At 46.4% G+C, this 25,783-nt stretch carries 24 protein-coding genes; 12 read left to right on the top strand and 12 right to left on the bottom strand.

Going from position 1 to position 25,783, the window contains the following annotated elements:
* Nucleotides 1-96 precede the first annotated feature (96 nt).
* The 5 genes from ADIS_RS15145 (at nucleotide 97) to ADIS_RS15125 (ending at nucleotide 4,907) form a co-directional block, all read left to right on the top strand.
* Nucleotides 97-780, top strand: coding sequence for a succinate dehydrogenase cytochrome b subunit (locus tag ADIS_RS15145; protein WP_010855487.1), 684 nt, complete (start codon nucleotides 97-99; stop codon nucleotides 778-780).
* A 44-nt stretch (nucleotides 781-824) separates the two neighbouring features.
* Nucleotides 825-2,759 (top strand): fumarate reductase/succinate dehydrogenase flavoprotein subunit, encoded by a 1,935-nt coding sequence (locus ADIS_RS15140; protein WP_010855486.1) that lies wholly within the window; start codon nucleotides 825-827, stop codon nucleotides 2,757-2,759.
* Between the two features lie 27 nt (nucleotides 2,760-2,786).
* Nucleotides 2,787-3,536: a succinate dehydrogenase/fumarate reductase iron-sulfur subunit gene (locus ADIS_RS15135; RefSeq protein WP_010855485.1), complete on the top strand. Its 750-nt coding sequence runs from the start codon at nucleotides 2,787-2,789 to the stop codon at nucleotides 3,534-3,536.
* A 114-nt stretch (nucleotides 3,537-3,650) separates the two neighbouring features.
* Complete coding sequence (locus ADIS_RS15130) at nucleotides 3,651-4,103, top strand: GNAT family N-acetyltransferase (RefSeq protein ID WP_010855484.1); 453 nt, start codon at nucleotides 3,651-3,653, stop codon at nucleotides 4,101-4,103.
* 195 nt (nucleotides 4,104-4,298) lie between these two features.
* A complete protein-coding gene (locus ADIS_RS15125; protein ID WP_035806268.1) occupies nucleotides 4,299-4,907 on the top strand; it encodes a porin family protein in 609 nt (202 codons plus the stop codon).
* A gap of 52 nt (nucleotides 4,908-4,959) precedes the next feature.
* Here ADIS_RS15125 and ADIS_RS15120 read toward each other — a convergent pair whose 3' ends face one another.
* From ADIS_RS15120 to ADIS_RS15075, 10 genes are all read right to left on the bottom strand, one after another.
* Nucleotides 4,960-5,844, bottom strand: coding sequence for a carbohydrate kinase family protein (locus ADIS_RS15120; protein ID WP_010855481.1), 885 nt, complete (start codon nucleotides 5,842-5,844; stop codon nucleotides 4,960-4,962).
* A 1-nt stretch (nucleotide 5,845) separates the two neighbouring features.
* Complete coding sequence (locus ADIS_RS15115) at nucleotides 5,846-7,180, bottom strand: sugar porter family MFS transporter (RefSeq protein WP_010855480.1); 1,335 nt, start codon at nucleotides 7,178-7,180, stop codon at nucleotides 5,846-5,848.
* A gap of 160 nt (nucleotides 7,181-7,340) precedes the next feature.
* A complete protein-coding gene (locus ADIS_RS15110) occupies nucleotides 7,341-8,177 on the bottom strand; it encodes an XRE family transcriptional regulator (RefSeq protein ID WP_010855479.1) in 837 nt (278 codons plus the stop codon).
* Between the two features lie 239 nt (nucleotides 8,178-8,416).
* The gene (locus ADIS_RS15105; RefSeq protein ID WP_010855478.1) at nucleotides 8,417-9,109 is read right to left on the bottom strand and encodes a hypothetical protein; all 693 of its coding nucleotides are present in this window, start codon (nucleotides 9,107-9,109) and stop codon (nucleotides 8,417-8,419) included.
* 95 nt (nucleotides 9,110-9,204) lie between these two features.
* Nucleotides 9,205-9,696, bottom strand: a complete 492-nt coding sequence (locus tag ADIS_RS15100; RefSeq protein ID WP_010855477.1) for a DUF4494 domain-containing protein — start codon at nucleotides 9,694-9,696, stop codon at nucleotides 9,205-9,207.
* 107 nt (nucleotides 9,697-9,803) lie between these two features.
* Nucleotides 9,804-10,970 (bottom strand): hypothetical protein, encoded by a 1,167-nt coding sequence (locus ADIS_RS15095; RefSeq protein WP_035806266.1) that lies wholly within the window; start codon nucleotides 10,968-10,970, stop codon nucleotides 9,804-9,806.
* Between the two features lie 113 nt (nucleotides 10,971-11,083).
* Entirely contained in the window at nucleotides 11,084-12,433 is a 1,350-nt protein-coding gene (locus ADIS_RS15090) for an FAD-dependent oxidoreductase (protein ID WP_010855474.1), read from the bottom strand.
* A gap of 17 nt (nucleotides 12,434-12,450) precedes the next feature.
* Entirely contained in the window at nucleotides 12,451-13,902 is a 1,452-nt protein-coding gene (locus tag ADIS_RS15085) for a pyruvate kinase (RefSeq protein WP_010855473.1), read from the bottom strand.
* 582 nt (nucleotides 13,903-14,484) lie between these two features.
* Entirely contained in the window at nucleotides 14,485-14,820 is a 336-nt protein-coding gene (locus ADIS_RS15080) for a type II toxin-antitoxin system RelE/ParE family toxin (protein WP_010855471.1), read from the bottom strand.
* Nucleotides 14,810-15,010 (bottom strand): hypothetical protein, encoded by a 201-nt coding sequence (locus tag ADIS_RS15075; protein WP_010855470.1) that lies wholly within the window; start codon nucleotides 15,008-15,010, stop codon nucleotides 14,810-14,812. Before ADIS_RS15075 ends, ADIS_RS15080 begins: the two co-directional genes overlap by 11 nt.
* Nucleotides 15,011-15,893: 883 nt before the next feature.
* On the opposite strand from ADIS_RS15075, the gene ADIS_RS15070 reads away from it, so the two are divergent.
* Together ADIS_RS15070 and ADIS_RS15065 are read left to right on the top strand one after the other, a co-directional pair.
* Entirely contained in the window at nucleotides 15,894-16,604 is a 711-nt protein-coding gene (locus ADIS_RS15070; RefSeq protein WP_010855468.1) for a hypothetical protein, read from the top strand.
* A 137-nt stretch (nucleotides 16,605-16,741) separates the two neighbouring features.
* On the top strand, nucleotides 16,742-17,467 hold the full coding sequence (locus ADIS_RS15065; protein ID WP_010855467.1) for a hypothetical protein: 726 nt from the start codon (nucleotides 16,742-16,744) through the stop codon (nucleotides 17,465-17,467).
* 56 nt (nucleotides 17,468-17,523) lie between these two features.
* On the opposite strand, the gene ADIS_RS15060 is transcribed toward ADIS_RS15065, so the two are convergent.
* Nucleotides 17,524-17,745: a nitroreductase family protein gene (locus ADIS_RS15060; protein WP_035806263.1), complete on the bottom strand. Its 222-nt coding sequence runs from the start codon at nucleotides 17,743-17,745 to the stop codon at nucleotides 17,524-17,526.
* 348 nt (nucleotides 17,746-18,093) lie between these two features.
* On the opposite strand from ADIS_RS15060, the gene ADIS_RS15055 reads away from it, so the two are divergent.
* The 4 genes from ADIS_RS15055 to ADIS_RS15035 all read left to right on the top strand — a co-directional run bounded on the left by ADIS_RS15055 (nucleotide 18,094) and on the right by ADIS_RS15035 (nucleotide 20,893).
* Nucleotides 18,094-18,312 carry a hypothetical protein gene (locus ADIS_RS15055; protein WP_035806262.1) on the top strand — a complete coding sequence of 73 codons (219 nt, stop codon included), beginning with the start codon at nucleotides 18,094-18,096 and terminating at the stop codon, nucleotides 18,310-18,312.
* Nucleotides 18,306-18,638, top strand: a complete 333-nt coding sequence (locus ADIS_RS15050; protein ID WP_010855462.1) for a type II toxin-antitoxin system RelE/ParE family toxin — start codon at nucleotides 18,306-18,308, stop codon at nucleotides 18,636-18,638. Before ADIS_RS15055 ends, ADIS_RS15050 begins: the two co-directional genes overlap by 7 nt.
* 681 nt (nucleotides 18,639-19,319) lie before the next feature.
* A complete protein-coding gene (locus ADIS_RS15040; protein WP_010855460.1) occupies nucleotides 19,320-20,030 on the top strand; it encodes a hypothetical protein in 711 nt (236 codons plus the stop codon).
* Between the two features lie 137 nt (nucleotides 20,031-20,167).
* Nucleotides 20,168-20,893 carry a hypothetical protein gene (locus tag ADIS_RS15035; protein WP_010855459.1) on the top strand — a complete coding sequence of 242 codons (726 nt, stop codon included), beginning with the start codon at nucleotides 20,168-20,170 and terminating at the stop codon, nucleotides 20,891-20,893.
* Between the two features lie 56 nt (nucleotides 20,894-20,949).
* Here ADIS_RS15035 and ADIS_RS15030 read toward each other — a convergent pair whose 3' ends face one another.
* Complete coding sequence (locus ADIS_RS15030; RefSeq protein ID WP_035806261.1) at nucleotides 20,950-21,582, bottom strand: NAD(P)H-dependent oxidoreductase; 633 nt, start codon at nucleotides 21,580-21,582, stop codon at nucleotides 20,950-20,952.
* Between the two features lie 237 nt (nucleotides 21,583-21,819).
* Between ADIS_RS15030 and ADIS_RS15025 the strand changes: the two genes are divergently transcribed.
* A complete protein-coding gene (locus ADIS_RS15025; protein ID WP_010855457.1) occupies nucleotides 21,820-25,746 on the top strand; it encodes a class I SAM-dependent DNA methyltransferase in 3,927 nt (1,308 codons plus the stop codon).
* Nucleotides 25,747-25,783: the final 37 nt, after the last annotated feature.

Below are 25,783 nucleotides of genomic sequence, written 5' to 3'. Positions count from 1 at the left end.
GAAGCTGCGTTTTGTTATTGATTGTTTGCTATTGAATCCAAGCGTAAATTTGGCGTTCGATAAAAAAAGCCATCAAAACTAGACAAAAGAATCTATATGAGTTGGGTAACGAAAACCTTAAGCAGTACCTTGGGCCGAAAGTTGATTATGGCTCTGACGGGATTATTTCTTATATTATTTTTAGTGGTGCACCTGGCCGGGAACCTGCAGTTATTGGCCGGAGATGGAGGAAGATTATTTAACATTTACGCAGAGAGTATGGCCTCCAATCCGCTGATACGGGTGGTCTCCATATTGAATTTTGTCTTCATCGCACTTCATGTGGTATATTCGATCATATTGACCAAATATAATAAGCAAGCTAGGCCGGTGGGCTATGCGGTTTCAGGAGCCTCCTCCAATTCTTCCTGGGCTTCCAGAAACATGGGAGTCTTGGGCACCATCTTGTTGATCTTCATCCTGGTACACTTAAGAGGGTTTTGGTACGAGTTCAAGTTCGGCTCAATTCCAACGGCTACCTATGAGGAAGGGACTTTCAAAGATGTATACACCATCGTTTCCTCGGCTTATTCCAACGTCATATATGTCTTGTTTTATGTGGTGAGCATGGGTTTCTTAGCCTTTCACCTATCCCATGGTTTTGCGAGTGCATTCCAAACCCTGGGACTGAATCATAAGAAGTATTCACCTCTGATCAAGAAGGTAGGGATTGGGTTTTCGATCCTTATTCCTTTGTTGTTTGCGCTGATTCCTGTGGTCATGTTCCTACAGGGGATGTAAAAAAGTTGAATCTAAATTGATTACGAATATAAATCTGCAGATCAATGATACTGGACGCTAAAATACCCTCCGGCCCCTTGGCGGAGAAGTGGACTAAACATAAATTCAACGTAAAGCTGGTCAATCCGGCAAATAAAAGAAAGTACGACGTGATCGTCGTAGGCACAGGCCTTGCGGGCGCCTCTGCGGCTGCTTCGTTGGCGGAGTTGGGTTACAACGTAAAGGCGTTCTGTTTTCAGGATAGCCCTCGGCGAGCCCATTCCATTGCTGCCCAAGGTGGTATAAACGCAGCTAAAAACTATCAAAATGATGGTGACTCTGTGTTCCGCCTTTTTTACGACACCATCAAAGGTGGAGATTATCGGTCTAGAGAGGCTAACGTGTATCGTTTGGCAGAAGTATCTGTGAACATTATTGACCAATGTGTCGCTCAGGGCGTTCCTTTCGCCCGGGAATACGGCGGATTGCTAGCCAACAGATCCTTTGGCGGTGCCCAAGTGTCCAGAACCTTCTACGCAAGGGGCCAAACTGGTCAGCAGTTGCTACTGGGAGCTTATTCTGCCCTCAGTCGGCAAGTGGCAAATGGAAAAGTAAAGCTGTATCCCAGGACAGAGATGATGGATGTGGTGAAAATTGACGGTAAAGCAAGGGGGATTGTAACCCGAAACCTGATTACCGGAGCCATCGAATCCCACAGTGCCCACGCAGTGCTTCTTTGTACCGGCGGCTATGGAAACGTCTTTTTTCTCTCCACCAACGCGATGGGTTCCAATGTAACCGCTGCTTGGAGAGCGCATAAAAAAGGTGCCTACTTCAGCAATCCCTGCTACACGCAGATTCACCCAACCTGTATCCCCGTATCGGGCGACCATCAGTCCAAACTGACACTGATGTCCGAGTCACTTCGAAACGACGGTCGGGTGTGGGTGCCTAAGACTGTCGAGACCGCAGAGAAGTTGCGTAAGAAGCAAATCAAGCCCCAGGATATCAAGGATGAAGACCGTGACTATTACCTGGAGACCAAATACCCGTCTTTTGGTAATTTGGTGCCTAGGGACGTGGCCTCTAGGAATGCCAAATACGTTTGCGATGAGGGTCGTGGTGTAAATGAAACCGGCGAAGCAGTGTTCCTGGACTTCAGGGATGCGATCCTACGGGACGGCGAAGACCTGGTGAGAAGCAAATATGGTAACCTGTTTGACATGTATCAGCAGATCACGGGAGAGAACCCCTACAAGACGCCAATGATGATTTATCCCGCGGTTCACTACACCATGGGTGGACTTTGGGTAGACTATAACTTAATGACAACTGTACCGGGGCTTTATGCACTGGGTGAGGCTAACTTCTCAGATCACGGGGCAAACCGATTGGGTGCTTCCGCTCTGATGCAGGGACTGGCCGATGGGTATTTTGTGGTCCCTTATACCATTGGTGATTACCTTGCGGGTATGTCCTCAGAAAAGATTTCGGTAGATCATCCCGCATTTAAGGAAGCCGAAGCAGATGTGAAAGGCCGCATTCAGCAGCTATTATCCATCAACGGTTCCAAAACAGTGGACTACTACCACAAAAAGCTGGGTAAGATCATGTGGAACTACTGTGGCATGGCCAGGTCGGCTGATGGCCTGACCAAAGCCAAAGCCATGATAAAGGAATTGAAGGCAGAGTTTTGGTCCAATGTGAAGGTGTTGGGTACAGGTGAGGAGCTAAACCAATCCTTGGAAAAGGCACACAGGGTGGCAGATTTTCTTGAATTGGGAGAGCTAATGATAGACGATGCTTTGAATCGTGACGAAAGCTGCGGAGGTCACTTCAGGGAGGAATTCCAGACGCCGGAAGGCGAGGCGCTTAGGGATGACGAAAATTTCGCCTACGTAGCAGCTTGGGAATATTTGGGTGAAGGCAAAGAAGAACAACTGCACAAAGAGCCGTTGGTTTTCGAAAATGTAAAGCTTACCCAACGTAGCTACAAGTAAACAAAAACCACAAAAGAAATCGACCGTATGAATCTTACACTAAAAATATGGAGACAGAAAAACCACAGTGACAAAGGTGGTTTTAAGGATTATAAATTGGCCAATATTTCCGAGGACATGTCTTTTTTGGAAATGTTGGACGTGCTAAACGAGGAGCTTTCCGAAAAGGGAGAGGATCCAGTGCATTTTGATCACGACTGTAGGGAGGGAATTTGTGGTATGTGCTCCCTATATATTAACGGAAGGCCACACGGCCCCCAGCAGACGACTACCTGTCAGTTACATATGCGGTCATTTAAGGACGGTGATACCATTACGATTGAGCCGTGGAGGGCAAAGGCTTTCCCCATTATGAAGGACCTGGTGGTAGATCGGGGAGCGTTTGATCGGATCATCCAGGCTGGTGGTTACGTTTCGGTAAATACTGGCGGGGTTCCCGATGCCAATGAAATTCCCATTCCGAAGGTTATCGCCGACGAAGCGTTTGATGCAGCTACCTGTATTGGCTGTGGAGCCTGTGTTGCTGCTTGCAAGAACGCATCTGCGATGCTTTTCGTATCTGCCAAGATTTCGCAATTGGCCCTGTTGCCACAAGGGCAGGTAGAAAGGAGAGATCGTGCCGAGAAAATGATTGCACAGATGGACGCGGAAGAGTTCGGTGCCTGTACCAATACCGGCGCTTGTGCGGCGGAATGTCCAAAGGAGATCAAACTGAGTAACATCGCCCGATTGAACCGCGAGTTTTATACGGCAGCAGTTACTACGGAAAACGTTTAGTAAGCTGAGAATTGTTCTAATTATTTGAAAAAGACCCCGTTTTTCCGGGGTCTTTTTCGTTTGGTGCTTCCTGACCGGTTTAATCCCATTTTTCTAACAGAATTTTGTTACAACATGAATGATATTCAAGTACTTACGCCAACGGATAACGTGACCTATCTGGAAAAAAGGGAAATCGCAGACTTCCTCTTTCAACAGCTAGGACAATATGGCGACCCTTGTGAACACATACTGCGCTGCTTGGACTATGCATTGGATCCGGTAGGAGACCGGGGTGGGCTTGTGGTTTTGGCGCGGGAAGGCGATCAGCTGGTAGGGGCCGTGGTGGTGAACAAAACAGGGATGTCCGGGTACATCCCCGAAAATATTCTGGTATATATAGCGGTAGATGCCTCAAAACGGGGGCAGGGCTTAGGGAAGTGCCTGATGCAAGTGGTCCTAAACCTTACGGAGGGAGATATGGCACTTCACGTGGAGCCCGATAATCCAGCGAGACGACTTTACGAGGAACTAGGATTTACCAGTAAATATTTGGAGATGAGGATTTTAAAATCTAACATAACATAGCCGTCACACACTGGGATGCGCCGATGGCTTTCGGGGAAACAATGCAACCATTCTCCAAGCCCCTAAAATACCTTCATTGGTCGGTGGGTTTTTTGTCTGTAATTTTCAATAGGTTGGAAAGTGGAAGGGAGATATGCTAGGTTTTTGGCACAGTATTAGAAAGGCAGGGAATGCAAACCAATTAGAATAATTACCATGCAAAAGTTATCTTTATTCGTTTTAGTATTCATGGGAGCGGGAATTATGGCCGCACATGCGCAAATGAGAAGCCCTGCCGAAGAGCAGAGGGCTAGTTTTGGAATCCGGGGAGGAGCAAACTTCTTCAATTGGGGAGGGGCAGATGTGAGCAGCAACGATTACACCAACCGGGTTGGATTCCATGCAGGTGTTTTTGCAAACATGTTTGTGGTGGATAATTTTGCCATTGAGCCAGGAGTTTATTATTCGGTCAAGGGCACCCAAAACGATGATTTCGTCGATTCAAGGGCAATTTTGACCTATCTCGATGTACCAATTTTGTTTCGATTCTATGCTGGTGAAGGATTGAATTTCTTTGCGGGCCCTCAGGGATCAATATTGATGGGGTCGAAGTTCGAGGCCAATGTCCTTGGAAGTACGTTGGGGTGGAATACAGATGCCATCAATGACATTGATGCGGGTGTCGTGTTCGGATTGGGGTATAATTTGCCCGTAGGGCTCAACCTACAGGCGAGTTATGACTTAGGCCTTACGCCGGTGTTTAAGGATTCGCAGGCGGAAGTCTATAACCGAGGCTTTAAACTTTCTCTTGGGATTAGTTTTTAAAGGTTTCAGAGAGAAATAACCCTCATGACAAGCCTTCCTGATGGAGGGCTTGTCAGGTTTTCTTTAGCTGATCAATTTCTTCTTGTTGGTAACTTGGCGTTCCTCCTTCCTTGGTCGCTACCAGCGCGCCTAATGCACAGGCGTAGTCCAGCGTTTGTTCCAATGGTTTCTTTTCGAGGTAATTGGCCACAAAGCCGGCCAAAAAAGCATCGCCCGAACCTACCGTGTCCTTTACGGTAACCGGATAACCGGGATGGGAAATGACCTCGCCATCTTGGTAGATCAAAGCCCCTTTGGCGCCTAGCGTGACGCAGAGAAGTTCTATGTCGAACTGTTCGGCCAACCGCTCCAGTGCGAGGCTCATTTTGGTGGGAAGGTTGTGAAACCCTGCTATTGTGGTAAGCTCTTCCTCGTTGATTTTCAATACATTGCACGAATTCAAAAGTTGCTCAATGAGCTCTGCGGTGTAAAAAGGAGGTCGGAGGTTGATATCCAAGACTTTTAGGCAGTCCGTTTGGGCCAGGATATCAAAAAGTGTACCCCTACTGAGAGGCTCCCTTAAAGCCAAGCTGCCGTAAATAAACGCATCGGCTAGCAGGGCATTTCTCCGAATGGATTCATTCCATTCAATGCGGTCCCACGCGGCCGGCTTAACGATTTCGTATTTTATGTTTTCGGGATCGGAATCATCTACGTGAACGGTGCCGGTGGGGAGCGTCTCGTCCGTTTGGATCAGCGAGGTGTCCAGTCCGTAAGATTCCACAAAACGTATCAGGTCGGCCCCCATCTTGTCCTTTCCTACCCGGGAAATCATAGATGTTTCCAATCCCAGATGTTGGAGGTGCAGGGCGACGTTCATGGGGGCGCCTCCTGCAATTTTCTTTTTGGGAAAGACGTCCCAGAGCATTTCTCCGAAGCAGATTGCTTTTTTGGCCATGTCAGTTGGATAAATCTTGCTGAATCTCTTCCAGGGATCTTCCCTTGGTCTCGGGCATTTTCAACGCAACCCAAATTAGTTGTAGAACCATCATGACTGCGAAGAAGCCAAAGATCGGAACGGCCCCGAATTGATTGGCGAAAAACGGGAATATATTGGCAATGAGGGCAGCCAGAATCCAATGGGTAAAGCAGCCTATTGACTGACCAAACGCACGAAGCTCATTGGGGAATACTTCCGAAATGAAAACCCAAATGACTGCTCCCTGACCAACGGCGTGGGAGGCAATGAACATAAAAACAAAAATCGGAAGCAGGCTTACGCTGATTTGCCCACCTGAGAATGAATAGGCAATTAGCGAAAGGGAAATGATGTACCCAACAGATCCTATGTACATCAGTTTTTTTCGGCCTATTCGGTCGATAAGAAACAACCCCAGCATGGTGGCGACTAAATTGATGACGCCGATCCCGACAGTAGAGAGCAAGGCTCCTTCTGAACTTATCCCTGCCATTTCGAAGACCCTAGGTGCGAAATAAATGATGGCATTGATACCTGACAATTGGTTAAATAGAGCAATGACAACCGCCAGTAGGGTGACATGAATGTACTGGGTTTTGAATAGTGCCATAAAACCAACCTTGAGGGTGTTCTTTTCCTTTTCTTCCAGTGCCAGCCGGATAGCCTCTTTTACGCCGTCCGGATCGGTCTTGGAAAGAATCCGTTCTGCTTCTGCGAATGCATCTTTTTTGGAGATCAGCCAGCGGGGGCTTTGTGGAACCCGAAAAACCAAGAGGGTATAGATTAGAGCAGGTATGGCTTCCATGCCGAGCATCCACCTCCAACTGTCATTTTCGATAGCTGTATCGATCAGGTAGTTGCTGAAATAGGCCACCAAGATGCCAAAAACAAGGTTAAACTGAAACAAGGCGACCAGTTGCCCACGGTTTTTTGCCGGAGAGATTTCGCTGATATACATAGGGGCCACTACCGAGGATGCGCCTACCCCCAAACCGCCAATAAAGCGGAACACCATAAAAGAGATTACCTCCGGTGCAACGGCAGAACCCAAGGCAGATACAAAATACAAAACCCCAATCCAGATAAGCGATTTTTTTCGTCCGTACTTGTCAGCAGGGATACCTCCAAAAAGCGCTCCGATCACCGTGCCATAGAGGGCGATGGCTACCGCTAGGCCATGGCTCCAGTCACTGAGTCCCCACACCTGCTGAATATACCGCTCCGCGCCGGAGATAACGGCGGTGTCAAAACCAAAAAGAAAACCTCCCAGCGCGGCAACCACCGAAAGAAATAGCACGTACTTGTTCACTTGCATAAGTTGATTGGGTTTAGGGTGTTCATCAAATACTAAAACTAGAAAGTTTGCCAAGATAATAAAACCCAACGGACGAAAATAAATTGCCGAAAGTGAATTGTTACCAGATAGAGGTGGGTTAGATCACCAGCGTACCGGTCAGTGCTCCGGTATCGCTGTGTCAGCTGGCAATGATTGTTTCGGGGCTTGCCGGTTTTCTTTTCTTCGCAAACAGCTCTTTTTGCACTTCTTTTACCGCGCGGATTAGTTGCTGAATATCTGTCTCCGGTTCGGGAATTTCGTGGCAGGTGTACGCATGAAACTTCCAGATTTCCAATACTTGGCCTGCTGGAACGGTAAACGGCTCGAACAGTGGGTTGAGGGATGTCAGTGTTAGGACACCTTCTGGGTGGACTGTGACCAGCTTAAAGACAAAATCCTGCTGACCGTCGAGAACCACAATGCAGGGAGTGTTGGGTTTCAGGCGTGTCCAATCTTCTACGTATTGGGTTATGATGTCACTCCCTCCGGGAATGGGAAGCATCGAATCACCTATCGTGGGAAATATCCGATAAGTGCCCTGCTTGGGCAGGTTTGGCAGGGAAAATTTCGGCAAACTGGCGATAAACTCCGGGTCATTGAATCCCGACATGTACCCTGATTTGGCCTTTACGGGGACGTACTCTACGTTTTCAGTGTTGGTTTTATCCACGCTGATTGCCAATACTCTCAAGTTGCCACCTCGTATGTACACATCGTTACCGGCTTCCAGTTCACGGAGTTTTAGCTCACCGAGCTTAGATAGATCCACCCGGATCAGGCTGTCTATGCTGATGCCAAAAAAGCCGGATATGCCTAAAAAATCCTCCGGGGAAGGAGATTTCGTCTGCCCCGACTCCAGCGCGTTGACCTTTGACCGGGTGAGGCCCAGCGAATCTGCCAAGTTGTGCTGTGTCAATCCTTTGCGTTCGCGCAAAAATTTTAAGTTGCCAGGAAAATAACTTTTTGCAATGCTCATGGACAGGTGGGTTTCCGATAGGTTCAATTGACATTTATCGTGTCAATTTTACGAAAAATTTTTGCTAAAAAAAAGATCAATCCTCTAGGAAAGCCTATGCGCTCCTATTTTGGATAGGGACAGGCCAGCTTCGCCAAGGCCTTGGGATGGAAAATGAAAACCCCATTCCTCCCGAGGCTATTAGCCAACCGTGAAATGATAACCGAATCGTTAGAAAAGAGGTGTGGGATAACTCGTTGTTATTTACCTATAGGGATGCGGTAGTACACGATGAGTTGAGCGGCAATATCTGGTCTTAGGAGTTTTTGTTGCTGATCATTTCCCTCCATTTGACCGGTGGCAGCTATCAGTAAGGAACCTTCCAACCCAATTTCCCCTTTGGTTTTTTCCAACTCGATATAGCCACCCAACCTAACCGGAATGTACAATCCGGAGTTGGAACCGTTACTTGTTTCATCTCTAAATCCACCGGCATTGTTGAAGAATCGCCTGGTGTCCTCCCGAGACGAGCCAAAAAATCCAAGTCCCAGGCCTGTGTAGACTTTCACGAGCGAGGGAAGGTAGCCGCTTTTGTTCGGGTTGATATGGTAGATCGGCATGGCATCTACCAAAAACATTGAGCCGGTAAACGCGTGGGGCAGGCCGGCATCTGCGATTTTGGAGATTTCATTCATTCCGTAAAAGTCACCGCTCTGGATAGACTGAAATCCTATCGTGACTTTTGCATCAAAATTTTCATTGATTTTTTTACTGTAATCAAGGGAGAAAGCCGGTAATACCCTGAATTTAAACTCACTGTGTATACCCGTGTTGTCGCCATATAATTTGGAAGGGCCTAATCCTATGCCAATGCGGTCGGTTCGGTCATCTTGCCCAATAAGTAGCTGGAAGGTGGATAATACAAGGGTGATGAATAGGATTAATCTCTTCATGCGAACGAGGGAATTTCGTCGCAATATAATAAAATATGTATTTTAAATAAAGTTTTTTGTTCTTTAACCTTGTTTTTTGATTGAAACCCTGATCGTCAGGATGGGCTTACTTCACTGAGGGGTTTCAGGTTTTCAGGAATGGGAGGGTTGAGGTCGTCGTCTTTTTCGTAGGGGAATACCTCCACGATGGGGCTTTCCACTACCTCAGGGACATTAAAAGTTACCAGCATGTTGTTCAGACTCTCATAAATCCGTTCGTAGGCTTCCTTCACGTGGTGAGCAGTAACGAGCATAAATTGAGTGACTTTTTTTTCTTTACCACTGTCCGCGTCGGCCACTATGTAGGTGATCTTGCATTTATGCCAAATGTCTATGTCCTCGAAAAAAAAGACGTCCACAATATTGCTCTTACTGATATTGGTTACCTGAAAATCGCCGCGAATGACCGAGCCCAGCATATCGTAGATCCTTGCTTCGGCCTCGGTAAAGGATACTGCGTCTACCAAATATTGTTCAGATACGTTCTTCAGTAGTCCCTGCTCGTTTTCCTTGGCATATTTTACTTTGCACAAAAACCAAACTCTCATGTTTTTTCCCTATTCGTTTACGTCACGAAGGTACGGGTTAATCGGCAAAAGGAAAAAGCCTTTGGGATTTTCATCCTGCTGTTCCAAGTAGCCATTTCTATTATAGGTTAGTTTTTGATAGCCAAATTAACTTTGTAAAGTTTTACAAAATCTTCCTCCTGCTCTTTGTTGAACCTCGACAAAAACCACAATTCCCCGTCCCTATAGAGAAGTTGTCGGTAGTCCAGCTGACTGGGGATTTCAATATCAGCCAAGCGTTTCCCTCCCAGGTTCATGATGAGCAACCTATCGGTGTATTTGCGTTCCATTTCCGCCATGAATTCGGCGTAATTCCCCTCTAGGTTTTGATAGCGTTCCCTATCCAACGGATCAAACCCCGGATGGTAACAGGCCAAGAGGAGCGTGTCCACCAAGGCAAGCGATCGGGTTCTTCCGGCAGACGCATCCAACGCTATCCCTCTTACATCTGCCTCGGCCGGGGCTTTTCCCTGACCGGGGAAAAACAGGCTATGTTCCATTTTATGGACAGCAATCGGCGAGGAGGTGTCGTCTAGGTGGTACAGGTATAGGTTGGGATCGGTGCCCACGGTTACATACAGTGAATCTCCCCGTAGCGCAAATGAAGGTATCATCTCGGTGACGTCGTAAGCTTGGCCATTTCTAAAGAGACTTTCATTCGCAAGGTGTAGAAAACGGTGCAACTTACCGGAATCGGGGTTAAGGGTAGCCAACAACTGGAAGTTTTCATAGTATTCTGGCTCTGCTTTGGTGTGTTGTCCCCAAGCGGTAATTCCACGAAAGATGTATTTCGACCCATGACTTGCAGCAGGGTTGTCCGCGGCCGCTCTGCCCGAAAAGCCGGGTACATCTTGGGAAGAAAACGGCGTGGCCCGGGCTAATCGGCCATCCGGCCCAAATTCTTGGTAGCCTTTAAACCCAATGAGGAAGAAATGACCGTTTTCCAAAAATTGGGCTGGTGTCCACGGGTACATGCCGTAGCTATCCCTGTTATCGCCTCGTTTTTTCATAGTTTCCAGATGGGTTCCAGAAAAATCAGTCAGTAGGATGATCCCCCGCTGTGGGTCGTGTAGTAGGATTCTCTTGCGGGTTGGGTCGATGTCCATCAGATCCAGCAAGCCTTCGTAATTGACCTGGATGGAGTCCTCCAGCCGAAGTTCGACGGAGATGGGCTTTTCGTTTTCCGATGGCCGGTTGCAGGCGAAGATTGCTCCGATAGAGCAACTTAGGAAAAAGGAAAAAAGAGTTCGGTTCATGGACTGAAAGATAAGTTTCAGGTTGTAAGGTAGTTAATTAAAACTAAAAAAATAAGAATTCACGCTGTTTTTGCGGTATTTCTACAGCAAGTCCCTTTTAGCCAATTGGATCTTCAGACGAGTTGCCGGGCGGCAATCTGAATCGGGTCCCATACGCCCGAAAAGGGCGGCGCATAGGCCAGGTCCAAGTATACCAGGTCTTGTACAGTCAACTTTCCTTGGATTGCCGCTACCACGGTATCTATGCGTTTGGCAGCTCCTTGGGCTCCGGCAATTTGAGCACCTAATACAAGGCCGTTGTCTTTGCGGCATAGCAGTTTGACGGTGATCTTTCCGCTGCCGGGATAATACCGGGCTATGGTACTGCTTTCGATAGTGGTTTTTTGGTAGGGAATGGCCAATGCTACAGCTTCCGTTTCGGAGAGCCCTGTGCGGGCGATTTCCATATCCTTAAATTTAGTGATTGCTGTCCCGAGGACTCCGGGGAAGGTGGCTTTTTCGCTTGCGATGACAGAGCCTGCCACCAAACCGTGTTTGTTTGCGACCGTTCCCAAGGATATAAAGATGTCTTTGTTTTTAAGCAAATGCCGAGAAGAGGCACAGTCCCCCGCCGCCCAGATACCTGGCTCGGAGGTTTCCATCCGATCGTTTACGGCGATTGTGCCGGAGTCACAGAGCTGGATGCCTGCATCTGCCGCCAGTTCGGAGTTGGGTTTCACGCCTATGCCCAAAATGACCAGTTCGGCATCTAGGGTGCGCTTGTCCGTTTCCACCGCACAGACCTTTTGCGCAGCATCGGTCTGGATTTTGGTAAGGCTTTCTTCGAGAAAAAGCTGCACACCTTGGTCCTCCAGGTAGTGGGATACCAACAGCCCCATATCTTTGTCCAGCGTTCCCATGACCTGTTCGTTTCGGTCAATCAGGGAAACCGAGAGGCCCCGTTCCAATAGCGCTTCGGCCATTTCCAGCCCGATGTATCCTCCCCCAACGATGACAGCTCGCTTGGGTTGGTTAGCCGTTACATAGTTTTTGGCCAAGATACCAGATTGGAGCGTGGACAGGGAGAACACGCCTTGGGCTTGTACGCCCGGAATCTCGGGGCGTATGGGAGATGTACCCGTGGCGATAAGTAAATAATCGTACGTTTCCCATCCTGTACGCTGGGTAGCCAGGTTTTTTACCATCACCCGCTTCTTTTTGGGATCGATTTTTTCTACTTCGTGGCGGGTCTTGGCCTGGATTTGGTGTTTTTCCCAAAATGTCTCCGGACTGCGCGCAATGAGCGACGATGCTGCCTCGACGATGCCGCCAATAAGATAAGGAATGCCACAGGCCGAGTACGAGGTGTGGGGGCTACGTTCGTACACCACAATTTCCCAATCTGGTTGAGACCTTCTGACTTTGGAGGCGGCACTCATGCCGGCAGCATCCCCACCGATGACGACCAGTTTCTTTCTATCCATACCCTAAAAATACCCAATCAAAGCTTACCCAGCTTTAATTTCCCGACCAAAAAGCGTTTTTTCGTACGCTGGGTCTTCGACCGGTGGATTATTTCTTTTAGATATTCGATCACGGTTACGGTGTGTGGTCCCTTATTGATCATGATACACTCTGCCAGGGCGGCCTGTGCGGCGTCGGTGATCTCGGACCGAGTGGCAATACCTGTTTTATGTAGGGTTTCCAGCACTTGGGTAGCCCAAATTACCGGAATCTGTGCCGCTTCACATACCCAAAGGATATCGTCCTGGATTTCTGCCAACTTTTGAAATCCCGTTTCCACCGCCAGGTCCCCCCTCGCGATCATCACCCCCGATAACGGGTCTTTCATGCTTTCCAACAACAAGGCGGGCAGGTTCCTTACCGATAGTGCCGTTTCGATCTTTAGGATAACAGGAGGAGGGTTTTCGCTTAGCGTTCCTATGAGGCTGCGCAGCAATTGCAGGTCTTCTGGCGTATTGACAAACGAATAGCCGATTAGGTCTGCATGGGATACGATAAAAGGAAGGTTTTCCCGATCTGAGGCGGTGAGTGCCGGAATGTCTATCTTGCTATCGGGGAAGTTGATCCCCTTGTCGGCCTTCATGCGTTGTTTTTTGGTGAAGTATTTCCGTATCCGAACCGCTACGCCGCGTTTGTCTTTGGATTCGATGGTTCCATAGACCTTTCCGTCATCGAAAAGCACCCGTTGCTCCGGCCTAAGATAGGGAAGGACCTCCGGCACCGAGGGACTGACCACCCGGTCTTTTTTTCGGAAACCCTTACGCGACGCCGCCAGGTATAGCAATTCACCTTCTGCAATCGAGAGGGACTTCTTCTTCTTGTCGTCACCGAGAAATTTGGTTCGTATTTTAGGCCCGGCCAGATCCATGTAGATCCTGCACGGGATTCCTGAATCATGGGATGCCCTCCTAATGGTTTCAACCAGTTCTTTCCAGGTAGCCTGATCCCCGTGCGCACAGTTGATACGCGCCACGTTCATGCCGTGCTGCAGCAGTTCTCCCAGCTTATGATGCTCTCCTATCATGTCGGGATCCAATGTGACCATGATGTAGGGATGATGCCCGGGTTCCCCAGTCCCAAGGAGCTGATTGGCTTTTCTGGCCAAGTACGCCTTCGTTTCGGGGTAGGTGTGCTGAAACAGTTCCTCGGCTTCGTATTGATGGCCGAGCCGTTTTCTTACGGACTGTACCTGTGACAAGATATGGCTTTCGGCATTGGAAAGAGCCGACAGTCCGAGTCGATGTAGTGCCAGCTGTAGCTTAGTGCGGTCTTCGCTTCTAAACGCCAGGTAGTGCAGCAGATTTTTTGCGGCAGATTGATTATTGGGGTGGATGGCTTCGATTAGTTCCGGCTGTTCCAGGCACGCCTGTCGCATTTCTGATTCGATTAACGCCAATTGCTGCTCAATTAGGATCGGGTCCGCTTTCATTGAATGGTTTATGGAGTTGTCAGTAGGTTTTTCTTAACGATAAGGATGCCCTTTGGAAGGAGGTGGGCTTGCCGGGTGGCTTGGTGAAGAAACGAATTATTTAAAATGGTGTTGGCTTTTTTCGCAAATTTAATATTGGCGGATGCGGCCTTCCGCTTCTACTATTCCCTTACCGGATCCCATACGGGGTATAGAATCGGCTACACCTTCCTATTCCCAACCACCTTTTCTTTCGCAATCCCGTTTTGGCCATTTGCAATGGCTTACTAATGTGTTTTAGTAAACAATGACCTGCGATTTCGAGATCGGTCTGGATTAATAATGAACGGGCAGGCTTACCAGACATCCGGCAAGTAATTATTGTCCTTTGTTCGAGCGCGAGAAATAATGCGGGATTAGGTGATCTAACACTCATGGATTATTGGTAGACAGGTCCCTTTCCAACTGCTAAAAAACAGGAACTAATCGAAAAATAGAGTTAGCTATCGAGAGAAATTGGGTTTGTATTTTTTTTATCTGTAAATAAATTAGGGTTTTGCAAAGGGTATAAGTAAATATGAAAAATACAAAATAATAAAGGATTTACCCTTTCAATCCAGCCTTTTTTAGGAACTCGATGATCTGTTCTTTGGACAGGTTGTCGAGCTGTCCTTTATCGTAGATATGAACCAGGTACACTTCCAGATCTTCAGTCACCAGAAAGGTGATAATTCTTGCACCACCAGATTTTCCTTTGCCTTTGGAAGAAATGGCCATCCGTATTTTGTAAATGCCGTGACCAAGATCAATTCCTGTGGTTGGATTTTCTGCGAGTATGTTAATCAGCTGCTGCAGGTCAGCTTTAATTGAAGGATATTTCTTGACAAGCCTTTTAAAGAGTTTCTTGAAATCAGGCGTGGGGATTACCTTATAGCTCATTGAGAAAATCGCTGGCTGATTGCTTCGGGAGTTTGCCTTCCTGCATCAGCTTCACCTGATCAAGACTGCTTTGCAGTTCTTCCAGGGCTTTTTCCTCCGAATCTTCCACCTTCACATAGTCCAGGGTTTTGATGAACTCTAGAAAAGCTTTGAACTTACTGTCTGCGACGGATAGTGTGAGCTGCTTCATAGGACCAGATATTTTTTCGGCGTTGAAATCTTCGAGGAATCTATTTATAAGCAATTGCACCTGATTTTGTTCTGATCAACGATTTATTCCCTCCGTAATCTTTGACCATGCGTATTATTAATAGCAGCAAAATCATTTAATAAACAAAAATAGGTGAATAAAGGGTCAAAACCAACTCCGATTATTTAGGCAAGCCGTTCTTTGAGTGCACCGTTCTGAAGGAAATCCGCCCCATAATACTGGCGAATTCGGCCTGTCGCTTCTACTATTGCCTTACCGGCCCCCATACAGGGTATAGAATCGGCTACACCCTCCTAATCCCAACCTCCTTTTCTTTCGCAATCCCTTTTAGGCCATTTGCAATGGCTTACCAATGTGCGTTTTAGTAAACAATGACCTGCGATTTCGAGATCGGTCTGGATTAATAATGAACGGGCAGGCTTACCAGACATCCGGCAACTAATTAAAGTCCTTTTAGGTAATTTGTGGATGCTATGCGGATAACCTATTTTTCAGTTTTCATCCCGAATCTGAACCAAGTTGTTTTCCTTCCTTTTTTGGAATGGGATTTACACGATAACTGCGTTAATTTTCCGTCCGTACCCTCGTCTCCATTGATCAATGCCTTCGGGGATTTTTACAAACCCATCCTTGTAAGTACATAAAAATATTTTATTTTGTCTTACATAAATATCAAGAATATAAAAAATTACATTATAATTTGATATATAAAAATATATTAAATATAACTATTATTAATTTGATAATAAAAACGTTAAAAAAATAAATTATCAAAATACCTTTAAAATATATTTAGAAATAAATATATTAATTGATTAGGAAAGAAATTTTCCATCGCCTATCTTTCTAAAAAAGGAAAATAATGAGGTGTTTTTTAGTGCTTGTTTTTTTTACAGGTTTCTATGGTTTAGGTTTTGCCCAGGAAGGTGACATGATTCGTGCAGGCAGGCTTTTTCTAGATAAGAAGGTGTATAGTCTGGGGATCAATTCTCAGCTTGCGGTAGAGGGGCTGCTCGACCAAAGTACATTTACCCCGATGGAGATTTTGTTAAGGAAAGGGGCAAAGAACAACCAAGCGTTCCGGGTCCGGCTAAAAGGCCTATTGGCCAACACGGAAAGAAACGACGATCAGGAAAGGCGGAAAACCCATCAATCCCAGTTGGGCTTGGCGTTGGGGTACGAGTGGCACCTGCCTCTTGGTAACCGATTCGGCTATTATTATGGAGGGGAACTGGAACTGGGACGGAATAGAAATCATAACACAAGAAACTCTATTTTTCATGCATCTCATGGGGATTTTTTTTTAAAAAGATTGGATGTTGAAAAGGTCCATACGGTTGGAATTCTTCCTGTTACGGGTTTTACGTTTAGACCATTCTCCTATCTATTTGTTTCCTTTGAAATGCGGCTGGAAATACTTTATAAAGAAGCCAAATTAAGAGCTAATGGATTTCAAGCACCATTTGAAAATCCAAATGATTTCAGTTCCACAGGGTATAGCAGAGCTGATATAAAAAGTTGGATCTTTAACTTCCAGCCTTATTCGGGAATTTTTGTTAATATAATTTTATAACTATGAAAAAGATATACTTATAAAAAGACTTTGTTGCTGTTACTTAAAATTCAACTATTAGTAGAATAGTTGAATTTGGTTGGGATTGTCGCAATAAGCGACAATCCCAACTTGATCTCTGTTTTGACGAAAGATATATGAAACCAACGATAATCATCACGCTTTTTGCCTTTTTGGGTTGTATCAAGGTGTTTTCCCAAAGTCCTCCCGAGCAGGTTGAAGCCCCCATTGCCCTTCCTGAGACCTTGGGTAACTATGAAATGGGGATCAATACCTATTTTGCCTTTGACAGGTGGTTGAACCAAAGCGCAAGGTCTCCCTTGGAGGTCATGCTGAAGCGAAAAATCAAAGCCGATCGGATGCTAAGGGTAAGGGTCTACGGCAATTTATACAAATCCAATAAGGTTGAATTTAACGTTACGGACATGGACCGGCATGCAAAATACGGCCTTGCCATCGGGCACGAATGGCTAAAAACCATCCACAGGAAATGGCAGTGGTATTATGGGCTGGAACTGGAAGGCAGCCAGGACCGCCGCCATATCCTGTATGAAAGGCCGCGCTGGAATGAGGCTACAGATATTACCTATTTGGAAAAAACGGATAACTACCACCACCTGGACCGGCTAGCCCTGTCGCCCATCGCGGGTATCCGGTTTTCCATTTCACCTCGGCTGCTTTTCAGCACGGAATTCCGTCTAGTCGGCTCGGTCGGACGTCAAAGAATTACCACGGAAGAATCCACAAAAATCATGGATGAGGGAGCTAGGTACCAGCTGCAGTCAGCCGTTGGACATACCATAAGCGAAAACGGCATCCGGTTCCAGCCCTACACGGGGATATTTTTGAATTACCGCTTTTGAATGATGTCTTTTTTCTTCCCAGCCGGGGTGATTGATTAAACTTTCTATGCCTTGGTTTATATGCGTACCAGTAGTTCCTCCATGGGTCTTCTGACCTTTGGGGCATATACCATCGGATCGGCCTGTTGGTCTCGGTAGCCCAATGCCAGCATGGTGGCGCTGCCGAGGCCAAGTTTTTCCAGTTGCAAGATGCTATCTACCTCCTCAGGGTTGAAGCCCCCATACAGGGACAGGGTGTAGAGTTGGCTACACCCTGCGATTCCTAAATCCATTTTCATTCATAATCCCACTTATGCCTTCGGCGGAAAGCAACTGATTCACTTTAAACGGAATGTTGTATGATGGCAAGGGAAACATTACAAAGTTGGGTAGGCGCAATCAGATGACCGTATCCACCGACGGGGAGGTGGATAACCTGACCCAAACCTACCACCAACAGCGACTGACTAGCCCAGTTAGCTTAATCACAGCTATCGTTGACATTTGCCGCTAACGACTTTAAGGAACCTAGTACCACAGCATATTCCTACGATCCTGCGTATCTGAAATTCCATCCATAAGCAGAGGAAGAGAAATCTAATTCCCTCTAAAATCGTTATCTTTGAAAGGCCATAAATGTAGAAAGAATGAATACGATTGCAGCAAGGAAGTATGCAATTATCGAGAGGGTAATGCACTTGAATGAAGAAGAGCTCACTGAATTGGAAACCTCTTTGATCAAATTCACCGAGCAGCCGGTAAGTATTGATCAATACAATCAGGAAATGAAGGAGGCTGAAGCAGAGTTTGACAAGGGAGAATGCTATAGCCATGACGAAATAGAGAAAATGGCTAAAGAATGGTAAAAGAAAATGCTGATAGCAATTTTCCCCAAGAGCAACGCGCTATATCTTGGAGCAAAAGTGCCTATATTTCATTTCAAAAAGCGTACGAAAAAATCAGAGAAAACTCTCCTGCAAGTGCTGAAAAGGTCAAAGATGCCATTTTGTTTTTGGTACGTAACTTGCCAAAACACCCAGAAAGGTATCCATTAGACAGGTTTAAGCGAGACAACCCTGGCAATTACAGGGCATTTGAAAGATTCTCGTATCGAATCGCCTACCGCTACACCGACAAAGAAATACTAATACTCAGGTTTAGGCATGTGAAGCAGGAACCTAAGCCATTTTAAGCCTACGCCGACTAGGCGTAGGATCGGCTACACCCTCCTAATCCCAACCTCCTTTTCTTTCGCAATCCCTTTTTGGCTATTTGCAATGGCTTACTAATGTGTGTTTTAGTAAACAATGACCTGCGATTTCGAGATCGGTCTGGAATAATAATGAACGACCGCAATCTATGGCTTGTTTGAACGATAGGAAGTAAGCTGCGATTTCGAGATCGGTCTGGAATAATAATGAACGGGCAGGTTTACCAAACATCCGGCAACTAATTAAAGTCCTCTTAGGTAATTTGTGGATGCTAGGCGGATAACCTATTTTTCAGTTTTCATCCCGAATCTGAACCAAGTTGTTTTCCTTCCTTTTTTGGAATGGGATTTACACCAAAACTACGTTAATTTTCCGTCCGTACCCCAGTCTCCATTGATCAATGCCTTCGGGGATTTTTACAAACCTATCCTTATAAGTCCACAAAAATATTTTATTTTGTCTTACATAAATATCAAGAGTATAAAAAATTACATTATAATTTGATATATAAAAATATATTAAATATAATTATTATTACTTTGATAATAAAAACGTTAAAAAAATAAATTATCAAAATACCTTTAAAATATATTTAGAAATAAATATATTAATTGATTAGGAAAGAAATTTTCCATCGCCTATCTTTCTAAAAAAGGAAAATAATGAGGTGTTTTTTAGTGCTTGTTTTTTTTACAGGTTTCTATGGTTTAGGTTTTGCCCAGGAAGGTGACACGATTCGTGCAGGCAGGCTTTTTCTAGATAAGAACGTGTATAGTATGGGGATCAATTCTCAGCTTGCGGTAGAGGGGCTGCTCGACCAAAGTACATTTACCCCGATGGAGATTTTGTTAAGGAGAGGGGCAAAGAACAACCAGGCATTCCGGGTCCGGCTAAAAGGCCTATTGGCCAACACGGAAAGAAACGACGATCAGGAAAGGCGGAAAACCCATCAGTCCCAGTTGGGCTTGGCGTTGGGGTACGAGTGGCACCTGCCTCTTGGTAACCGATTCGGCTATTATTATGGAGGGGAAGTTGAAATGGGTGTGAATAACAACAAGGTTACCAGGTATTTTATCAATAGCACATCAATGGGGGATTTTTTTGTGAAACGAACAGACTTCGAAAAAACACGAAGAATCGGTGTATTACCTTTGGCTGGTTTTACCTATAGACCATCGCACTATTTATATGTTTCGCTTGAAATGCGGCTGGAAATTTTCTACGAGAAGCTCAAGTTTAATTCGGATTCGCTTATTGCCACAATTGAAAACCCAAATAATTCCATGCCTGGTTCTTGGGGCAGATATAACGTAGCAAACTGGAAATTCAATTTCCAGCCGTATTCGGGAATTTTTGTTAATATAATTTTATAACTATGAAAAAGATATACTTATAAAAAGACTTTGTTGCTGTTACTTAAAAGGCAAATATTAGAAGAATAATTGAATTTGGTTGGGATTGTCGCAATAAGCGACAATCCCAACTTGATCTCTGTTTTGACGAAAGATATATGAAACCAACGATAATCATCACGCTTTTTGCCTTTTTGGGTTGTATCAAGGTGTTTTCCCAAAGTCCTCCCGAGCAGGTTGTAGCCCCCATTGCCCTTCCTGAGACCTTTGGTAACTATGAACTGGGGATCAACACCTATTTTGCCTTTGACGGTTGGATGGACCAAAGCGCAAGGTCTCCCTTGGAGGTCATGTTGAAGCGAAAAATCAAAGCCAATCGGATGCTAAGGGTAAGGGTCTACGGCAATTTAAACAGATCAAACATGGTAGCTGGCACCATAGTGGAGATGAGCCAGCATGCAAAATACGGCCTTGCCATTGGGCACGAATGGCTAAAAACCATCCACAGGAAATGGCAGTGGTATTATGGGCTGGAACTGGAAGGCAGTCGGGACCGCCGCCATATCCTGTATGAAAGGCCCCGCTGGAATGAGGCTACGGATATTACCTATTTGGAAAAAACGGATAACTACCACCACCTGGACCGGCTAGCCCTGTCGCCCATCGCGGGTATCCGGTTCTCCATCTCACCTCGGCTGCTTTTCAGCACGGAGTTCCGTTTAGTCGGCTCGGTCGGACGTCAAAGAATTACCACGGAAGAATCCACAAAAATGCCGGATGAGGGAGCTAGGTACCAGCTGCAGTCAGCCGTTGGACATACCATAAGCGAAAACGGCATCCGGTTCCAGCCCTACACGGGGATATTTTTGAATTACCGCTTTTGATTGATGTCTTTTTTCTTCCCAGCCGGGGTAATTGATTAAACTTTCTATGCCATGGTTTATATGCGTACCAGTAGTTCCTCCATGGGTCTTCTGACCTTTGGGGCATGTACCATCGGATCGGCCTGTTGGTCTCGGTAGCCCAATGCCAGCATGGTGGCACTGCCGAGGCCAAGTTTATCCAGTTGCAAGATGCTGTCTACCTCCTCAGGGTAGAAGCCTTCCATGGGGGTGCTGTCCACGCGCTCTTCAGCAGCGGCAATCAACGCCGAGCCCAGCCCGATATAGGCCTGCCGGGCCGCCCATTCAAACTGGTCTTTTTCGGGCATGGATGCAAAGCGTTTGATCAGTGACTGCTCGTACCCGGCCAGGCTGCCAACCGCCAAGTTACGCTCACGGTAGACCTGCTCAAAGTAAGTGCGGATGCGCTGTTCGGAAATGGTTTTCCAAGCGGCAAATACCAGCAAGTGCGATCCCTCCACGATCTGTGGCTGGTTAAATGCCACCTGCTGAATCTTCTTACGCACCTCCAAATCACTGATAAGCAGCAGTGTAAAAGGCTGTAATCCATTGGAGGTGGCCGTCAGCCGTACTGCCTCCAAAATCGTTTCCAGTTTATCTGCGGGAACCTCGTTTCCGCTCATTCGCTTGGTGGCGTAGCGCCACCTCAAGTTTTCTATTACCGTGTTCATTACGTGTATAAATATTTAATGTATATACATTTAAAAGAATGTAATTGTTCTCGAAAGTGGTAAAATGATTTTCCGCTAAGTAGACTGGCAGGTCGGCGCTCCCGGTCAATAGCCGAGGGACTGCACGGAAGGAAAGTTTGTGTTGCTGTTTCGTGAAGTCGATTTTTCTGGTGTACCGAGCGAAAAATCGTGATAAAACGCTAAATTGAGCAATCAAAAAAGAGATCAGGTGAGTTAATGTGGTTAAGTATACTGAAACCCAGACAGGCGCTGAACAAAGCCTTCTTAAAGGTAAAACCAAACCGTGCGGACATAGAACGGTTTAAGCGTGGCCTTATCCAATTGCTCGATACTACCAATGAGGTGAGTTCTGAGGAGTTCCATAAAAACCTAGTCATCGATTTTTTGAGGAAGACCTACTATGATCCGGGCTACTTCATCAATACCAAGGAAAAAACAGACCTGGTCATCCACAATGGTCCCAAGCCGGATAGCTCGGTGGGAGTCATTGTAGAAACGAAAAAGCCCACCAACAAAAGCGAAATGCCCCAGGCATTCGAGACCCCTAAAAACAAACAAGAAGGAGGCCAGATGGTATCGGCTGAAAAGCTAAATACCAAAGCCTTCCAAGAGCTTGTCCTATATTACCTGCGAGAACGGATTACCCACAATAACCTTGAGGTACGCCACCTTATCATCACCAATATCTACGAATGGTTTATCTTTGACGCTGGCATTTTCGATAGATGCTTTGCCCAAAGTAAAGGCCTGGTCAAACAATTCAATGACTTTGAAGCGGGCCGCCTTGCGGATACGCGGACGGATTTTTTCTACAAGCAGATCGCGGAGCCTTTTATCAACGGCATTTCCGTAGAAATCGAATTTACTTACTTTAACCTGAAGGAGTATCAGAAGCCTCTACGCAACGAGGACAAGGCGGATGACAACAAACTGATTGCCCTGTATAAGTTGCTGTCACCCGAGCACCTGCTGAAGCTCCCCTTTGCCAATGACAGCAACAGCTTGGACAAACGCTTTTACAGCGAATTGCTGCATATTATCGGCCTGACTGAAACTAAAGAGGGCGACAAGAAGCTGATCGGAAGGAACAAGGAAGATGACCGCAACACCGGGAGCTTATTGGAAAACACGATCCTCCGATTGGACAGCTTGGATAAGATCCGGTTCCTCGAGCGGCCCTCCCGGTTTGGACTCACCTATCAGGAGCAACTCTTCCAGGTAGCCCTGGAGCTTTCCATCACGTGGATCAACCGAATCCTGTTTCTGAAGCTCTTGGAGGCACAGTTGATCACCTACCATCGGGGGGATACCACTTATTCCTTTCTCAGCTTGGATAAGGTCAAAAACTACGACGACCTGAATAGTCTATTCTTTGATGTTTTGGCAAAGAAGTATGACGAGCGGAACACCGATGTCAAAAAAACGTTCGAGCGGGTTCCCTATCTCAACTCATCCCTTTTTGAGCCCACAGAAATCGAACATGCTACCCTGTTTATCAGCAATCTAAAAGACGACAAGACCATTCCCATTATTCCATCTACGGTGCTGAAAGATGGGCAGGGAAGGAAGCGATCAAGTAAGCTGCCTACCCTGGAGTACCTCTTTGCGTTCCTGAATGCGTATGATTTTAGCAGCGAAGGCTCGGAGGAGATCCAGGAAGAAAACAAAACCCTGATCAACGCATCCGTGCTGGGGCTGATCTTTGAAAAGATCAACGGCTACAAAGACGGATCTATCTTTACGCCCGGATTTATCACCATGCACATGTCCCGTGAAACCATCCGAAGAGCGGTGGTGCAAAAATTCAATGAAGCCAAGGGATGGAGCTGCAAATCCTTTGAAGAGCTGAAGGAGGATATCCAGGAGGAAATAAAAGGCGGGGACAGAAAGGAATTGAGAAAAGTAGCCAACCGGATCATCAACAGCCTGCGGATCGTAGACCCGGCCGTGGGATCCGGCCATTTTTTGGTGTCGGTACTGAATGAATTGATAGCCCTCAAAAGTGAGCTGCGGATATTGGTAGATGCCAACTGGGAGCCAATGAGCCACTACAGGGTAGAAGTAGCCAACGATGAACTGGTGGTCAGCGACGAAGAGGGCGCCATTTTCCAGTATAACCCCAAAAACAAAGAGAGCCAACGCGTACAAGAAACCCTTTTTTATGAAAAGCAGACCCTGATCGAAAGCTGCCTATTTGGCGTCGATATCAATCCCAACTCGGTGAAGATCTGTAGGCTACGGTTGTGGATAGAGCTACTGAAAAATGCCTACTATAAAAGCCCTACCGAGCTCGAAACCCTACCCAATATCGACATCAACATCAAATGCGGCAATTCCCTGGTCAGCCGCTTTGCCCTCGATGCCGACCTGAAGCAGGCGCTGAAGAAGAGCAAGTGGAGCATCGATGCCTACCGTATCGCCGTAGACACCTACCGGAATGCCCAAAGCAAGGAACAAAAACGGGAAATGGAGCGGTTGATAGCCGACATCAAATCGGATTTCCGCGGCGAGATCGCCAAAAACGACCCCAAAATCAAGCGTAAAGCCCAGCTGGCCGGCGAGCTGTACAACCTGACCATGCAGCAAGGTCTATTTGAAGAGAGCACAAAGGAGAAAAAGGAGCGCAGCGGCAGGGTGGCCAAGCTGGAAGAGACCCTCCACAAACTGGAAACGGAAATAGAGGAAATAAAGGCCAATAAGATCTACGAAAATGCTTTCGAATGGCGCTTTGAATTTCCCGAGGTGCTCAACGACGAGGGGGATTTTGTGGGGTTTGATGTGGTGATTGGTAATCCGCCCTATATCAGGCAGGAGGAATTTTCTACTCTCAAGCCCTATTTGCAAACTGCCTTCAAAACCTTTCTAGGCACAGCTGATCTCTACGTCTACTTCGTAGAGCTCGGTATGAACCTGCTGAAAAGGTCAGGCAATTTCATTTTTATCATTCCCAATAAATGGCTGCGGGCTTCTTATGGAAAAGCGCTCCGAAGCTACGTCAAGACCTTTGAGATTCAGGAATTATTGGACTTTGGAGATTTACCTGTTTTCGAAGAAGCCACTACCTATCCATTGATCATGGGGCTGGGAAAAAGAATGCCATCCAAAAAGTTCACGGCGGTAAACCTCAACACACTGGATTTTCCAAGGGGAATGGGTAGCTATCTGCATGAAAATCGGATTGAGGTGCTGGTGGAGGCACTTGCCGAAGATGGCTGGACTTTGACTGACAGGAAGTCTCAGGAATTGCTTCTCAAGTTAAAGTCCAAAGGGGTACCACTCTCCGAGTATGTAGATGGAAAAATCCTCTACGGAATAAAGACGGGATACAACGAAGCCTTTGTCATCGATCAGGCGACTAGGGAACGGCTAATTGCCGAAGATCCCAAAAATGCTGAGGTAATCAAGCCGTTTTTGGCGGGAAGGGATATCAAGCGGTATCAGTCGCCCGAACCGGAAAGGTATCTCATTCTTTTTCCTAAAGGATTTACCATCAAAAGAAATTTGCCCGACGGTGATCCGAATAAGATAAGCGAAGTAAACGAGCCACCAAGATATGGGTATATGGAGTATGACCCGGCTTGGGAGTGGCTCCGGAGAAATTACCCAGCCATCGCAAACCACCTAAAGCCATTTGAGAAGGCAGCAAGAAGGCGCACTGACAAGGGGGATTTTTGGTGGGAGTTAAGGGCTTGTGACTACTATGGCGAGTTTGAGAAAGACAAGATCATGCTTCCGGATATTTCTATCAAAGCAGAGGCGTTGTTGGACCGAAATGGCATGTACTGCGTCAATACAGCCTATATAATTCCGAAAGCGGATTCGTTTTTATTGGCTCTTCTCAATTCTTCGTTGGTCCACTTTTTCTATGCCAATCTAACATCTACCATCCGAGGAGGGTATTTGAGATATATCCGGCAATATTTGGCCCAGATACCGGTAATTGATCCACCCTCCGAGGTTCGGGAGAAAATAGAACAGCTTGTTTCGAATATCATTGAAACAAAGAGAATATCCCCGGTAGAAAACACCTCCCCAATTGAATCCGAAATAGATCAACTGGTTTACCAGCTTTACGGGTTGACGGAGGAAGAAATCAATCTCGTTGAGGGCAATGGCAAAGTTCCATCGTTATTGGTCAACTAATTGACGTAAACAAAAAACAACTACCATCGAAAAACTG

It is taken from the genome of Lunatimonas lonarensis, from assembly GCF_000390185.1.
GTDB classification, from domain to species: domain Bacteria; phylum Bacteroidota; class Bacteroidia; order Cytophagales; family Cyclobacteriaceae; genus Lunatimonas; species Lunatimonas lonarensis.
Note: the sequence above shows the minus strand (reverse complement) of the source record. Positions and strands in the feature narration are given on the sequence as shown.